The organism is Myxococcales bacterium (genome assembly GCA_016706225.1).
Lineage (GTDB): Bacteria > Myxococcota_A > Polyangia > Polyangiales > Polyangiaceae > JADJKB01.
In genome coordinates, this window is sequence record JADJKB010000015.1 from 35,604 (window position 1) to 50,950 (window position 15,347).

At 66.7% G+C, this 15,347-nt stretch carries 12 protein-coding genes; 9 read left to right on the plus strand and 3 right to left on the minus strand.

Features of this window, described 5'->3' with window-relative positions:
• Nucleotides 1-70: 70 nt before the first annotated feature.
• The 3 genes from IPI67_23315 (at nt 71) to IPI67_23325 (ending at nt 3,279) form a co-directional block, all read left to right on the plus strand.
• Entirely contained in the window at nt 71-241 is a 171-nt protein-coding gene (locus IPI67_23315) for a hypothetical protein (GenBank protein ID MBK7583115.1), read from the plus strand.
• Between the two features lie 65 nt (nt 242-306).
• Nucleotides 307-2,778, plus strand: coding sequence for a hypothetical protein (locus IPI67_23320; GenBank protein MBK7583116.1), 2,472 nt, complete (start codon nt 307-309; stop codon nt 2,776-2,778).
• 39 nt (nt 2,779-2,817) lie between these two features.
• Nucleotides 2,818-3,279, plus strand: a complete 462-nt coding sequence (locus IPI67_23325; protein ID MBK7583117.1) for a hypothetical protein — start codon at nt 2,818-2,820, stop codon at nt 3,277-3,279.
• A gap of 24 nt (nt 3,280-3,303) precedes the next feature.
• Here the strand turns inward: IPI67_23325 and IPI67_23330 are convergent, their stop codons facing one another.
• From IPI67_23330 to IPI67_23340, 3 genes are all read right to left on the minus strand, one after another.
• Entirely contained in the window at nt 3,304-4,467 is a 1,164-nt protein-coding gene (locus tag IPI67_23330) for a beta-lactamase family protein (GenBank protein MBK7583118.1), read from the minus strand.
• A gap of 120 nt (nt 4,468-4,587) precedes the next feature.
• A complete protein-coding gene (gene uvrA / locus IPI67_23335) occupies nt 4,588-7,410 on the minus strand; it encodes an excinuclease ABC subunit UvrA (protein MBK7583119.1) in 2,823 nt (940 codons plus the stop codon).
• A 4-nt stretch (nt 7,411-7,414) separates the two neighbouring features.
• Complete coding sequence (locus tag IPI67_23340; protein ID MBK7583120.1) at nt 7,415-8,128, minus strand: phosphoadenylyl-sulfate reductase; 714 nt, start codon at nt 8,126-8,128, stop codon at nt 7,415-7,417.
• Nucleotides 8,129-8,225: 97 nt separating this feature from the next.
• Between IPI67_23340 and IPI67_23345 the strand changes: the two genes are divergently transcribed.
• The 6 genes from IPI67_23345 (at nt 8,226) to IPI67_23370 (ending at nt 14,995) form a co-directional block, all read left to right on the plus strand.
• Complete coding sequence (locus IPI67_23345) at nt 8,226-10,199, plus strand: PAS domain S-box protein (protein ID MBK7583121.1); 1,974 nt, start codon at nt 8,226-8,228, stop codon at nt 10,197-10,199.
• 53 nt (nt 10,200-10,252) lie between these two features.
• Nucleotides 10,253-10,642 carry a GntR family transcriptional regulator gene (locus IPI67_23350; protein MBK7583122.1) on the plus strand — a complete coding sequence of 130 codons (390 nt, stop codon included), beginning with the start codon at nt 10,253-10,255 and terminating at the stop codon, nt 10,640-10,642.
• A gap of 14 nt (nt 10,643-10,656) precedes the next feature.
• Entirely contained in the window at nt 10,657-11,730 is a 1,074-nt protein-coding gene (locus tag IPI67_23355; GenBank protein ID MBK7583123.1) for a DUF1648 domain-containing protein, read from the plus strand.
• A 49-nt stretch (nt 11,731-11,779) separates the two neighbouring features.
• The gene (locus IPI67_23360) at nt 11,780-12,589 is read left to right on the plus strand and encodes an SDR family oxidoreductase (GenBank protein MBK7583124.1); all 810 of its coding nucleotides are present in this window, start codon (nt 11,780-11,782) and stop codon (nt 12,587-12,589) included.
• A 119-nt stretch (nt 12,590-12,708) separates the two neighbouring features.
• Nucleotides 12,709-14,556, plus strand: a complete 1,848-nt coding sequence (locus tag IPI67_23365; GenBank protein MBK7583125.1) for a tetratricopeptide repeat protein — start codon at nt 12,709-12,711, stop codon at nt 14,554-14,556.
• Nucleotides 14,557-14,851: 295 nt separating this feature from the next.
• Nucleotides 14,852-14,995, plus strand: coding sequence for a hypothetical protein (locus tag IPI67_23370; protein MBK7583126.1), 144 nt, complete (start codon nt 14,852-14,854; stop codon nt 14,993-14,995).
• Nucleotides 14,996-15,347 lie beyond the last annotated feature (352 nt).

Here is a 15,347-nt window from a genome sequence, read left to right on the forward strand (position 1 = left end):
ACTTCGCGGCAGAGTCGCGATCTCGTGACCCCGGGCCTTGGCTTGCCGTCCCAGCTCGGCGCGTTTATTGATGCAGCATCATGCGTGGCAACCGAACTTTTTCCCTTTGGGCGATCTTGGCACCGGCACCGGGACGGGCAGCCCTTGCAGTTTTTGCGGGGGTTCGGCCACGCTCAAGGTGCAGTGGGACAACGGCACTTCCGAGGTGTCGAAGCTCGGCACCCTGACCTGCGCGCTCTGACCGCGCAGCGCGGCGCCAGACTGCTATGGTTGCTCCGAGTGCGGAGGTAGACGATGGCGCGGCGGATGACAAAACGCTTGGTTTTGGGTCTCGGGGTCTCGGCGTTTGCGCTCGCGCAAGCGTGCAGCTGCAGCGACGAAGGGGAGTCGGCGAGCAACGTGCCGAGCAGCGGCGGAACCGGCGGCACCATCGGTAAGGACGCCAGTCAGGACACACTCATCTTCCCCGACGGCAACGGTGGTGAAGCCAGCACGACCTGCCCGGGTGGATGCCCCGAAGGTCAGATCTGCATCAGCGGCTTCTGTGTCACCCAGACCGCTTGCAACGATGACGACGATTGCCAGAACGACACCTACTGTGAGCCCGGAGTGGGCTGTGTTCCCTGGGGTACACCGCCCGGAAAGGATCACGATCCGAACTGCCAGGTCGGGCTGCCCCCGGGGAACTTCGCACCCTCCATCAAGTGTGAGTTCTCGACGGCCCCGGCGGGCGACCCATTCCCTTCACACCTCGACGTGCAGGCGACACCGGTGGTCGTGAACTTCAACAAACCCGGCCAAGGTGTGCCGAGCATCGTGGCGCCGTTCACCGCGACCGTGGCCAGTAACTACACCGAAGATCTCGGGGTCATCCGCGTGCTCCGGGGCGACGATTGCACGCTCGAGGCAAACCTCGGCGGAGGCCAGGCGGGATACAGCGGCTACGTGGTGTCGTCCTCCGCGCTCGCGGTCGCCGATCTCGATGGCGACAGCGCCGCCGACATCGTCGCCAACGCCGCGGACGGACGCATGGTGGCGTTCACTCGCAAGGCAGGCGCGTGGAGTGTCTTGTGGCAGACCCCCGCTCCGGTCGCCGGTGCCTGCGACGGCGCGTCGCACCGCTGCCCGCTCGGTTGGGCTGGACCGAGCGTTCACGATCTCGACGACGATGGTGTGCCCGAGGTCATTCGCGAGGGCACCGTCATCGACGGCAAGACCGGCGCCTTGAAGGGCGGTCCACCCGCCGGGTACGCGAGCCACAGCGTCGGCTTGAACCCGGTGCTCGCGGATCTGGACCAAGACCCCGCGATCGAACTGACAAACGGGCAGTACGTGTGGCAGTGGACCGCCGCGGGTTGGACGCAGGAGACCTACTTCAGCTCGACCGGTCCGGGCTTCGTGGCCGTGGCGGATTTCGGAGCGTACGGCGCAAGTCTTCCCGCCACCAACCCGGAGCTGGGTGTGGTGCGAGCGTCCAGCGTCGGCATCTACGCAATGGACGGCACGGTCGTGCTCGGTCCCATCGCGGTGCCGGGTGGCGGTGGTGGCGCGCCGACCATCGCCGACTACGACGGCGACGGTTTGCCAGAGCTCGGCGTGGCTGGTCAGGCGTTTCTCACCGTCTACGACATCGACTGTTCGGCAACACCCCGGCCCAACGGCAAGTGCGCCAACACCAACGGCTGCGACGACATCAACGCAGTGGCCGGCGCGTGCCCCGCGGGCATTCTGTGGTCGCGCCGCACCCAGGACATCTCCAGCAACATCACCGGCTCGAGTGTGTTCGACTTCGAAGACGACGGTAAGGCCGAGGTCGTCTACGCCGACGAGTGTTTCGTGCGGGTGTACGACGGCACGACCGGCAGGGTGCTCTTCAGCCAGTACCGCTCGAGCTGCACCTGGTACGAAAACCCGGTGGTGGCGGATACGGACGGGAACTTCCGCGCCGATCTCGTGACCCCCTCGAACCTGGCGTGCTCGACCGCCGGCGCTGGCATCGCGTGCAACGCGCCGCTGATCAACGGCGACGGCGTCGATGCGACCTTCGCCGGCTCCGGTTGCCAGGTGAACAAGGACTGCCCGAGCAACAAGTGTGATCAAGGGTACTGCCGCTGCGCGACCACCGCGGAGTGTTGCAGCGCCGCGACCGATCCAGCCTGTACGGATCTGGGTTACAAGTGCGCGGCGCCGCCCGCGGGCCTGCCGGGTACGGGCAACACCTGTCGCGCGGCGCACCCGAAAGGTGTGCAAGGCATTCGGGTGTATCAAGACGCAACCGATCGCTGGGTGCGCTCGCGCACCATCTGGAACCAGCACGCCTACGCGGTCACCCACGTGAACGAAGACGGCACGGTGCCGAAGAGCAGCGCGTGGAAGAAGAACTGGCTCGATCCGACGCTCAACAACTTCCGTCAGAACGTGCCGGGCGACGCCAGCGGCCAGGACATCCCCGACGTCACCACCGGCATCGCGGGCTTCCAGTGTGGTTCGAGCGGAGCCCTCTTGTCCGCGCCGGTCTGCAACCGAGGCACGGCCCCGATCGGCACGGGAGTGAAGGTCGGTTTTTATGATGGCACGACCAAGGTGTGCGAGACCGCGACCACGAAGGCGCTCAATCCCGGTGAGTGCGAGACGGTGAGCTGCGTCTGGACTTCGCCTCCGACTGCGACGCCCACGGATGTGAAGGTCATCTCGGACGACGACAGCAGCAAGACCGAGTGCAAAGAGAAGAACAACGAGGGCACAGTGCTGGACGTCAAATGCAAACCGCCCGCCTGAGCCATCGCCGCTGGTTCCGCGATCTGCTAGGAGAACGTCGTGCGAGCTCGACCTGCTGACCTGTGTGCGCTCTTGGCCGTTCCGTTGTTGTTCTTGGGCTGTGCCTCGGGCAAGCCGGGTGAAGCGTCGGGGCCGCATGGCGGGTGTCAGGCGGGTACGCTCCCCGCCGGGCACTGGGTCGGAGAGTGGCAGTCGTACGCACTGTCTCGACCCGACATGGTCCGCTCCGGCAACCTGGATCTGGTGGTCGCAGCGGGTGGGAACCTGACCGGCAGCACCGCTGAGGCGGACAACCCGGATACCGGCACGGTCACTGGCACGGTCAAGGCGTCGGGTGAGTTCAGCGCCGACAGCGTCGTGTCGCGTGGCGCCTCGGAGAGCAAATACAAGCTGGTCGGCAACGTGACCTGCGAGGGCGCGGCGCTGGTTGGCGCCGGCATCACCACCTGGGGCGGCAGCGACAAGGGCAACCTGAAGTTCCGGCTCGAGCGCGCGGAGTGAGTCGACTGCGCCGCTCGCCTGCGCTCACGGAAAGAGCGTAGTGAGTGCGGCGAGGGTCACGTCGTTCGGATTGGCCCCGTCCTGGTTCACGATGCTGACGATGGTGGTCTTCGAGTCCCGGAAGTGGAACGCCTGGGTGTGATACCCGTTGATGGAGCCGTCGTGCCCGTAGGCCTTGCCTGCGCCCGCGGTGACCGCCGCGTCCAGCATCAACAGGCCCAAGCCGTAGCTCGCAGGCGCTCCCGGGATGGGCACGCCGGTCTCCATCTGTGTCTGCTCCGCGGGGGCCAACACCTTGCCGGTCGCAAGCGCTTCAATCCAGAGCGCCGTGTCCGCTGGCGTCGCAACGATGGCCCCGGCCGCCCAGGGTCCCGACGGGTCGACGGCGTTCGTCGAGTCCGACCCACCCGCGTCGAAGCCGGGTGCGAGTGGGTCGCCCACGGGCTCTTCCCCGTCGAAGAAGGTGTGTTTCAGCGCCTGCGGGCCGAGCAGCTCCGCGCGGATCTGCTCGGCGATGCCCTTGCCACCGAGCTTCTCCGCGATGATCCCGAGGCACACGTAGTTGGTGTTCGAGTACTTCCAGACCGAGCCCGGCGGATCGACGGCGCCGTGGCTCGCCGCCAGCTGCACCAGCTCGTCGGGTGTCCACTTCTTCTTCAGGTCAGCCAGAAAATTCGGGTCGGTGGTGTAGTTGAAAATGCCGCTCTGGTGGCTGAGCAACATCCGTACGCTGATCGCGTCGCCGTTGGGGACCCCGCTGATCCACTTGTCCAGGTGATCGTCGAGTGAGAGTTTTCCAGCTCCCACGAGCTTCATGACCACCGCAGCAACGTAGGTCTTGGTGACGCTCCCGATGCGGAAGACCTCGTTGCCGGTGAGCCCCGACTCACCGCTCACGAAGGTCTCCTGCCCGCACTCGGGTGTCGTGACGGCAAGCGCCGCATCTCGACTGCCGGTCTTGGTGCGCGCGGCGTCGAGCGCGGCTTGGAGCTTGGTGTCTTGGGCGATGCAGGCTGCGCTCTTGCCCCCCGAGCCGGACGCGCCTCCGACCCCAGCGCTGCCTGCGAGCCCTCCGGTCCCCGTGCCACCCACTCCACCGGTCCCACCCCCGCCCGGACCCGAGTCGTCGGAGCTCCCGCAAGCGGTCAGCAGGCTGAGCAACAAACAAGGCAACAACACACGCGGCATGCCGACAGGTTTCCCGTGTGCGGCAAGGGTGTCAACGGAGTTGGGTTCGCGTCGGAGCCCGCGCTCGAAGAGGCTGTCAAGCCCGCGCAGCCGCTCGCGCTGCTTGCGCGACCGAAACCCTCAACCGAGCACGCCGCGCAGGTATTTGCCCGTGTCCGATGCCTTCATCTTGGCGACCTGTTCCGGAGTGCCCTGCGCCACCAGCTTGCCGCCGCCGGGGCCGCCCTCCGGGCCCAGGTCGATGACGTGATCTGCGGTCTTGATCACATCCAGGTTGTGCTCGATGACCACCACACTGTTGCCCGCGTCGACCAACCGCGACAGCACGCCGAGCAGCTTCTTCACGTCGTCGAAGTGCAGCCCCGTCGTCGGTTCATCTAGGATGTACAGCGTCTTGCCGGTCGCACGCCGCGACAGCTCCCGCGCGAGCTTGATGCGCTGCGCCTCTCCGCCCGACAGCGTCGGCGAAGGCTGGCCCAGATGCAGGTAATCGACGCCGACCTCGGCCAGCAGCTTCAGCGGGTCTCGAACCTTCGGGTGCGCCGCAAACAGCTCGATGGCCTCGCTCACCGTCAGCTCGAGCACGTCGGCGATGCTCTTGCCCTTGTAGCGCACCGCGAGCGTCGCCTGATTGAAGCGCCGCCCCTCGCACTCTTCGCACTTCACGAACACGTCGGCGAGAAAGTGCATCTCGATCTGGCGCACGCCGTCGCCCTCACACGCCTCGCACCGCCCGCCCTTGACGTTGAACGAAAAACGTCCGGGCTCGAAGCCGTGCATTCGCGCCTCGGGTAACGCGGCGAAGAACGAGCGGATCTCGTCGAACACCTTGATGTAGGTCGCCGGGTTGCTGCGCGGTGTGCGCCCGATGGGGTGCTGATCGATGTCGATGACCTTGTCGAGCTGATTGATGCCTTCCAGCGCGCGGAACGCTCCGGGTTTGTGCTCGGCGCCGTGCAGCTTCTCGGCCAGGGCCGGGTACAAGATGTCGGTGACCAGTGTGCTCTTGCCGGCACCACTCACTCCGGTGACGCAGGTCATCACACCCAGCGGGAAGCTGACGTCGAGCTGTTTCAAGTTGTTGGCCGCAGCCCCTCGCAGCACGAGCTGCCCGGTCGGCTGCCGCCGTTTCTTCGGAACCTCGATGCGTGCACGCCCGGCCATGTACGCGCCGGTCAGCGAGCGCCGGCTCTTCTCCAGAGCCTTGGGGCTGCCTGCGAACACGACCTCGCCACCGTTCACCCCGGCACCGGGGCCGAAATCGATCACGTGATCGGCGGCGCGGATCGTGTCTTCGTCGTGCTCGACGACCACCACCGTGTTGCCGATGTCGCGCAAGCGCTCGAGCGTGTCGAGCAGCCGGCGGTTGTCGCGCTGATGCAGGCCGATGCTCGGTTCGTCCAGGATGTAGATCACTCCCGTCAGGTCGCTGCCGACCTGGCTGGCCAGGCGAATGCGCTGCGACTCCCCGCCCGAGAGCGTGGGGCCGGCGCGGTCGAGCGACAGATAACCGAGCCCGACCGAGGCCAGAAATCCCAAACGGCTGCGGATCTCCTTGAGCACCTCGGCGGCGATCTCGGCGCTGGCCCCTCTGAGCGCGAGTTTGTCGAAGAAAGCCACAGCGTCCGTGACCGTCAGCGCCGACAGCTCGACGATGCTGCGCCCGGTGAGCTTCACCGCGGCGCTCTCGACCCTGAGCCGCGTGCCGTTGCAGGTGTGGCACTCGGCGTCTCCCATGAACTGCGCGTACCAGCGCTTCGACCAATCACTCTGGGTGGTCGAGAAGCGCCGCATCATGCGCGGGATCACACCCTCCCAGGTGACGTCCAGGCTGCCCTTGCCGGATTTGCTCTTCCACGCCGCGCGGTACTTGGTCTCGCCCGTACCGAACAGGATCGCCTGCCGATGTCTGGCGCTCAGCTTCTTCCAGGGTGTGTCCACCGGCACGCCCATCAACTTCAAGATCTGACCGATGAAGCCGTGCACCCAGCCGATCTTCTTCGACGCCCCGGCACCCCAGGGCACCACGGCACCTTCGTCGACGCTCTTGTTCTCATCGGGCACGATTCGCGCTGGATCGATCGCAACCCGCGTCCCGAGGCCGTTGCAGTCTGGGCACATGCCTTGGGGGCTGTTGAAGCTGAAGGCGGGCGGGCTCAGCTCGGGGAACGAGATGTCGCAGTGGGTACAGGCAGCCTTCTCCGAGAAGGACTGGTCACCGCCCGGCAGCATCGCGAGGAGTGAGCCGCCGCCGGCGCGCAGCGCCTGTTCGACGGAGCCCGTCAGCCGGCCTTGCAGGCCGGGGCCCACGACCAGGCGATCGATCACCGCCTCGACGTGGTGTTTCTTGCGCTTGGCGAGCGCAGCCAAGCCTTCGCTCTCGACGATTTTCCCATCGACCCGCAGGCGCACGTAACCGAGTCGCCGCGCGTCCTCCAGCAGCTCTCGGTGTTCCCCTTTGCGATTCACGAGCAAGGGCGCGAGCAGCACGACGCGCGTGCCCTTGGGGTGCCCAAGCAGCGTCTTGGCAATGCGTTCGGGGGTCTGCGCCGTGACCGTCGCTCCGCAGCGGTGGCAGTGCTGAACGCCCACCCGGGCAAACAGCACCCGCAGGTAGTCCGAGATCTCGGTGATGGTGCCGACCGTGGAGCGCGGGTTCGTGTTGGTGGTCTTCTGCTCGATGCTGACCGCGGGAGACAGCCCGCGGATCGAGTCGAAGCGTGGTTTCTCCAGGCGCCCCAGAAACTGGCGTGCGTACGCCGAGAGCGACTCGACGTAACGACGCTGTCCTTCGGCGTACAAGGTGTCGAAGGCGAGGCTCGATTTGCCGGAGCCGGAGACGCCGGTCAAGACGACCAGCTTCTTCTTCGGAATGGCGACGTCGACGTGCTTGAGGTTGTGCTCCCGCGCACCAGTGATCTGGATGTGATCGAGCTCCGCCATCTTCTCAGCGCTTGCCCGAGTGAAGCCCGCACTCTTTGTCGTTCGCGCGCTCCCACCACCAGCGCCCTTCGCGCTCGTGCTGACCGGGCAAGATGGCGCGGGTGCAGGGCTCACATCCGATGCTGGTCATGCCCTTCTCGTGCAGCTCGTTGTAGGGGACCTCGAAGCCGTGAATGCTCGCCCACACGTAGTCGAGGGTCACTTCCGCCAGCGGGTTGTACTTCACCAGCTTGTGTCCGCCCTTGCCCACGAACGTCGGATCGTGCTGCACGATGGGCACCTCGGCTCGGGTTGGGCTCTGATCCCGACGCTGGCCGGTGAGCCACGCGCTCAAGGTTGCCAGGTGCTGCTTCAGCGGCTCGACCTTGCGCAGGTTGCAGCACTCGGTGTGGCCGTCTTCGTAGAACGAGAACAGGCCCTTCCGGCGCACCAGCTCCTGAACCTTTGCTCCGTCCGGCAGGCAATACTCGATGCGGATGCCGTAGTGCTTCTCGACCCGCCCGAAGAAGCGCTGGGTCTCCGGGTGTAGGCGGCCGGTCTCCAGGGAAAACACCCGAAAAGGCAGCTCGCTCTGCCGGGCCAGCTCGATCAGGAGCACGTCTTCGGCGCCGCTGAAGCTGATGCCCAGGTCGGCTCCGTGCTCGGTCAACGCGCGCCGCACGATGGCGCCCGGCGCGGCACCGGCGAGGCTCTCGGCCAAGGCTTCGACGTCCAGCATTCGGTCGGTCGATCCGTAGCACTCCGGGGCGGCTGTCGCGAGCGGGCTGTATCACCGACAAAGCTCGGTTACTCTCGGCTGGGAGGGGTCTGGAACGATGGAGAAGACGGAGGCGGGGGTGACGGCGCAGATCCGGGAGCTCGAAGAGCGGGTACGCCGCCTCGAGGCCCGGCGCATCGCGCTCGAGACCGAGATCGCGACCACCCGCTTCTCCGAGCAGTCCTTCAGCTCGATCTTGGACACCGTCCCAGACTTCGTCGTGAAGCTGAGCCCCGACGGAATCATTCACTTCGCGAACCGCATCGCCCCCGGACTCACCCGGTCTCAGGTCATCGGGGCGAGCATGTACGATTTCCTCGCGCCCGAGTTCGTCGAGGTCGCCCGGGAGTGCATCGAGCGTGTGGTTCGGAGTGGGACGCCCGGCGTCTACGAAAGCGTGGGGGTTGGACCCCACGGCAAAGCAGCTCGCTACTTCACGCGCGTCGGGCCCCTGACCCGAGGCAGTGAGGTCGAGTCGCTGGTGCTGGTCGCGACCGACGTCACGGAGCTGCTGGAGGCCCAGGCGCGCCTCAGCGAAAGCCGAGAGAAGCTCGAGCTGGCGATCGCCGCGTCCGGCGTCGGACTCTGGAGCTGGCAGCTCGACAGCGACACACACGCCTGGGATCCAACGACCCTCTCCCTGTTCGGGATCGGTGAAGCGCCCGGGAACACGAGCGCACTGCTCGAGCTGGTGCACCCAGACGATCGAGCTCGGCTGGAGGCCTGCGCCAGGATGGTGCGCGAGACAGGACACTACGAGGACGTGGAGTACCGGGTGGTCCGCCCGGACGGTGAGCTCCGCTGGCTGATGTGTAAGGGCCGCGCAGAGCTCGACAGCGCGGGTCGTGCGGTGCGTCTGGCGGGGGGCATGGTCGACGTTACCGAACGCCACGCACTGCAGGAGCAGCTCTTGCAGGCGCAGAAGATGGAAGCGGTGGGGCAGCTGGCCGCAGGCATTGCCCACAACTTCAACAACATGTTGACCGTGATGCTCTCGAGCATGGAGCTTGCGGCTGAAAAGAGCGGAGACGAGGTGGCCAGCGTGCTCGAGAGTGGCAGGCACTCGGCGCAGATGGCCGCCAAGATCGTGCGTCAGTTGATGGTCTTTTCCGCCAAGCCGCGCCACGCCTCGCGCGAGGTCGAAGATCTGGCGAGCATCGTACAACGCACCGTGGAAATGAGCCGCACGACCTTCGGCCACGAGGTCGCCATCACGGTCAGCCTCGCCTCGGATCTCCCCCCCGTACGTTGCGACGCGGGGCAAATCGAGCAAGCGTTGCTCAACGTGCTGATCAATGCTCGTGATGCGTTCGACGGGCGCGAGAGCGGCTCGGCCGAGATCCGCGTCAGCGTGGACCGGGTCCGCGGCGCGGGCGAGTCCGGCTCCGAGGCCCGAATCAAGATCGAAGACAACGGTTGCGGCATGCCAGACGAGGTGCAGCGACGAGCGTTCGAGCCCTTCTTCACGACGAAGGAGCTCGGACGGGGAACCGGACTCGGACTGGCTACCACCTACGCCATCTTGCGCGAGCACGGCGGCCGGGTCGCCTGTCGCTCGACCGAAGGGGTGGGGACGCGCATCGAGCTATTTTTGCCATCCCAGTCGGCGACCGAGCAACCGCCAAACAAACCGGTCGCGCCGGAGCGCTGTGGCGGTCGTGGTGAGTGTGTGCTCGTCGTGGACGACGAGTCGATGATCCGTCGGTTGCTCTCGGCGCTGCTCAGTGATGCGGGCTACGTGGTCGAGACCGCCGCGGACGGTATCGACGCCATCGAACGGGTGCGCGAGGACGTGAACCGCTACGCGGTCGTGCTGCTCGATCAATCCATGCCGCGCCTCGCGGGACGCGCAGCGCTGCGTGCGATTCGGGCCCTCAGCCCGAGCATGAAGGTGATCTGTTTCAGCGGCTTCCCCTCCGCCCTCGAAGGCGCGGACGCCGTGCTCGAGAAACCGGTCGCGGCGGAGGTGCTGCTCGACACCCTGCGGGCGGTCATCGACGAACGAGTGGGATTTCGACGCAGCGACTCTTGACCGCCGCGAGACCGACTGTATACTGTTCGCATACAGCATACAATCGGAGCTAAGTGCTTACAATCGAAGTCGATTTCGGAAGTCAGCAGCCGGTCTATCGGCAGATCGCTGAGCAGCTCCGGGCCATGGTGGCACGGGGTGAGCTCCCGGTCGGCCACGAGCTGCCGAGTGTGCGGGAGCTCGCCGGCAACATCGGCATCAACCTGAACACGGTCGCCAAGGCGTACCGCATCCTGGCCGATGACGGCTTGGTCGATCTGCGCCCCGGCGCGCGCGCGCGGGTGCAGCGGGTCACCCACGCGCGGACTTCCGAAATCGACGAGGTCGAGCGTCAGCTCGACGACGTGATCAGTCGCCTCGTGCTCGACGGAAGGGGGCGCGACGACGTCAGCGCTTTCCTCGAGCGCGCGCTCGCGCGTTTCTTCGAGCGGTCGGATGGTTGAAACGGAGACGTGTCATGGAACTTCCTCGCATCATCTTGGCGCTCACTCTGGTGAGCGTGCTCGCGGGCGTGCTGCTCGTCGCTCGCGCCGACGAAGAACGCGTCTTCTTCATGGACCTCGGGCGGCCGCTCACGCACGCCGATCGGAGACGCGTGGCACGCGTGCGCTGGGTCACGTTGTCGACCTTGGCTGTTGGTGTGGGGGCGGCGCTGTTCGGTCCCATCGCCCTGGCTGTGAGCCTGGCGACCCTGCTGCCCTTCGTTGCCATCGGTTGGCTCCTCGCAGAGCTCGTTGGAGCCGTGCGCTCGGCCACCGTGCCGACGGAACCGCGTCGCTTTCGCGTGCCGCTCGCTGAGGCGCCGCGGGCGCGAGAGTTCGTCTCGCTTCCTCTTCAAATCGCGCACGTCGCACTGATCGCCCTCGCGTGCGCGGGCTTCTTCTTCCTCCGCAGTGAGCTGCCCGGGCGTGTGCCCATGCACTTCGATGCGCTGGGGCAACCGAACCGCTGGGGTAGCCCCGGCGAGCTCTGGGTACTCGCCGCCGTCATGCTGTTCGACTACGCGCTCCTCTGGTTCATCGTGTGGGGCGCGGCTAGCGAACGCTGGGCGTTGCCGAGCGAGAAACCGGAAGAGTACGCGCGCTTCGCACTCCGCCGGCGCGAGCTCTTGGTGCGTCTGGTCGAGACTCTCATGCTGGCGGTGAACGGCTGCATCGCCATCACCTGGCTGAGCATCGCGATCGGAAGTTTGCCCGGCAATCGTGGGCTCTTGCCCGCGGGAATCGTTGCGGCGCTCGCGCTCAGCGTGCTGGGTACCGTCGGTTCGCTCGCCTACTTCCTGGGGCCGCTGGTCCGGGTGCAAGCAGAGTTGAAGAAGCTGGGTGGTGTCACACTCGGGACACACCCGGACGGATGGCGTTGGCGCGGTCTCGTCTATTTTGCGCCGGACGACCCCGCGTTGTGGATCCCAAAGCGGTACGGCATCGGTCACACACTCAACTTCGCGCGCCCCGGAGCGTGGGTGTTCTTGGGCTTCATCCTGCTCCTGCCGGTCATCATCAGTGTGGCCACGGTCTTCATGGCTCGTTGATGCGCCGAGTGGTGGCGTCCGCCGGCGGATCGGTGTAGTCGATGCGGCCGTGAGCGCGCGCCACAGCATCTTCGCGCCGGGCCTCTTTGCGGGGCAGGTCGCCATCGTCACCGGGGGCGGCACGGGCATTGGGCTCGAGGTGGCGCTGGAGCTCGCACACCTCGGGGCCAAGGTCGCCATCGGGAGTCGCAAACAGGAGAACGTGGACGCGGGCTTGCTCGCGCTCCGAGCCGAGGGTGCGGAGGCGGTGGGGTTCGTGCTGGACGTGCGGGAGTCGGAGAGCACGGAGGCCTTCGTCGCCAAGGTGCTCGAGGCGTTCGGGCAGGTCGACGTGCTCGTCAACAACGCCGGCGGGCAGTTCCCGTGTCCCGCTCAGAACCTGAGCGCGCGGGGCTTCGAGGCGGTCATTCGCAACAACCTGAACGGCCTGTTCAACATGACCGTCGCAACCGCCAACGCTGCCATGATCCCACGCGAGCGCGGGCGCATCGTGAACGTGATTGCGGACGTGGCGCGAGGCTTCCCAGGCATGGTGCACACCGGCGCCGCGCGCGCCGGCGTCGACAACATGACCAAGACCCTGGCCGTCGAGTGGGCTCGCTTCGGCATCCGAGTGAACGCCTGCGCGCCCGGCACCATTCGCTCGAGTGGCACCCAGCAATACGGAGAAGAGACGCTGGAGCTCGCGCGGCGCGCGACGCCCATCAAACGCCTGGGCAGCGTCGAAGAGGTGAGCCGGGTGATCGTGTTCCTGGCCAGTGATGCCAACGATTTCGTGACAGGCTCCACCTATTACATCGACGGTGGTAGCTCGCTCTGGGGCGACGTGTGGCCGATCGAGGAGCCGAAGAAATCCTGAGCCAGGAGCCGCCGGCGAGTCCGACGGCCGATGACGCGGGGCTCCAAGCCGGGGCGCCAGCCGTACCCGCGCCGGCGCTGCCGCCGCGCCCGGCCTGGTGGCGGCGTGCGTTTGCGTGGATCGCGCGCTACTTCCGCGAGCAAGACCCGACCTTCTGGACTGCCTTCACCCCGGCGCTCGCCATCGCCGCGCTGCTCTTCGTGCGCAGCCCCGCGTCGAACTACATCTTCGACGAGCAGGAAGCGCTGCTGGCCAATCCCTACGTCAACGGTGGCAAGGTCGGTTTCTGGGAGGTCTTCCATCGGGACTTCTGGGGCCTGCCGCCGGAGCGCACGATCGGATCGTATCGCCCGATCCCAAATTTGATCTGGCGGCTCCTCTGGCACGTGAGCCACCTGCCGTGGCTGCACCACTGGGTGAACGTGGTCATTCACGCGGTGAACGCCGCGGTGCTCGCGAGTCTCGCGCTGGCCATCACCCGTCGCCGAGATGTTGCGTGGCTCGTAGGCGGCGCTTTCGTAGCGTGTGCGGTGATCACCGAGGCCGTGACGGGCGTCGTGGGCATTGCCGACGTGCTGGGCGGGCTCGGTGTGCTGCTCGCCCTGTCGGCGCTGCGACTTCGCATCTGGCTCATGCCCTTCGCTGTCTTCCTGGCGATGAGCTTGGGTCTGTTCAGCAAAGAGAGCGTGATCGTGGGCGTGCCGTTGATCGGGTTCGCGGCCCTGGTCTGGGCGCCGGCACTTCACCCGCGGCGTCCTTGGCGCTTCGTGCGCGGTCTGGGCGCGTTCGGGGCGGCGCTAGGCGCGCTGGTCGCTTACACGTATTTCAGACGCAAGTTCTTCCCCGTCGCGTTGCCCGCGGATCTCGCGGAGCCGTTGGTCGCGACGGAGCCCGCCGGCAAGCGCGCGCTGCACGCGTTCATGGTCTGGTTCCGGCAACCGCGGCTGCCCCGCGATCCCATCAACAATCCGCTGGTGAACGCCGACTTTCCGCACCGGGTTGCGGGTGCGTTGCGTGTGTATGCGCGAGGGCTAGGTCAGGTTGTGATGCCGTGGACTCTGTCCGGCGACTATTCGTTCCCCCAGGAGCCCGCCCCACAACGAGTCGTTTTTCCTGAGAGCGTGATCGGGGCGCTCGGCATGCTGGCGCCCCCGGTGCTGGCATTGTGGCTCTGGCTTCGTGCGTGGTGGAAAGAGCGCCGGGCGCGCCTCGAGGGGTTGGAGTTTCCGACCGAGCGTCTCGGCATTGGGCTCTTGGTCGCGGTGGGTTTGTTGTGGGTTCCCATCGCGTACTTCCCGCACTCGAACATCCCCGTGCTGTTGCCGACGGTGCGCGCGGAGCGGTTCTGGTACCTACCCGTGGTTGGCACGTCGCTGGTGCTCGGCGGTGGTTTCGCGTGGCTCCTGGCCCGCGCACGCTACCGGCGCTGGGCCGTGGCGGCCGTGGCAGGCTTCTTCGTGATCCAGGCGTTCAAGGCGCGCTGGCACGCCCTCGATTACACCAGCGATCTGACATTCTGGCGCGCCACCCAGCGTTCGGTCCCGCGGAGTGCGAAGGCGCAGCTGAACTACTCGGTGATGGTCGGGGCGCACAACAACGACCTGGCGAAGCGTCTCGAGCTCAACGGCGAGGCAAAACGCCTGGCACCCCAGTGGCCCATGGCCCACGTGTATTACGGCGACACGCTGTGTCGCATGAACAAACCGGAAGAGGCCTGGCCGCACTACGTGACGGGCTTCGAGCTCGGGCCCAACGATCCCAACCTGATTGCGCTGGGCATGCAGTGTTTGTGGGACCACAAGGCGATCGAGGCTCACCACGACGAGCTGCTCGATCTGGCGGAGAAACACCCCGGATCCTGGCTCAACTACTTCGCGATCGAGATCGTGTACCGAGGCGAAGAGCACAAGGGCGTCGAGAAGAAGTACCGCCCGCGGGGCTACGACGAGGGGCCGAAGAAGGATTGATGCCTCCCCTCGTCGCCGCTTCGCGGCGCCGGTCCCCTCCTGACGCGGCAGCGCGCGCCGGCTGACGTCGCGCCAAGACCACGGCGCCCCGCCGATGGCGCGCGCTGCGCGCGTGGAGGGGACGCGTCGCTCCGCGCCTGTGACGACGTCGCTTCGATGACGGCGGCGGATGGGCGCCGGTGCCACGAGTGGCGATCGCCACTGGCGAAGGCGCTGTCGCCACCTCTCGGCGTGGGTGAAGTCGTCGAAATCGCAGGCGGGCGTCGCGGGCACGCCTGTTGCGAAGGCATGCCTCGTGTCCGGCACGCCGACGTACGCACGCCGCCGCCCGGAGGCGACCGCGCTCCACCAGGTCGTGCGCGACAATCTCCTCACGCTCTACGCTGCGGCGGAGGACGGCTTCGCCTCGCCGCTGCCCAGCTTCGCGAGGAAGAACTAGAAGGTTTCATCGACTGCGGCGTGCTCGCGCGTGGGTAAGCACGTACAGACTCAGTATTGCACTCACCCTACGCCGCCCGAGGTGACGCTCACGCGCCGTCACCATCCGCTGAGGGACAGCGGTTCGAGGTGATGCGAGGCGGTCCCAAGCACATCGTGGTGCGCCTGCCGGACGGCACGATGAGAGTGCCGCGTTCCTGGACGGACGCCGACGGCGAGTCGGCGCCGCACGGACCAGACACGATCTTCAGCATCGATGCGCTGAAGGAAATGCTCGAGCCTCCTCGAAATGCTGCGTCGCCGCGGGCTGAAGCAAGACGTGCCGCGTGACGGGTCGGCGCCGCTTGCGGACC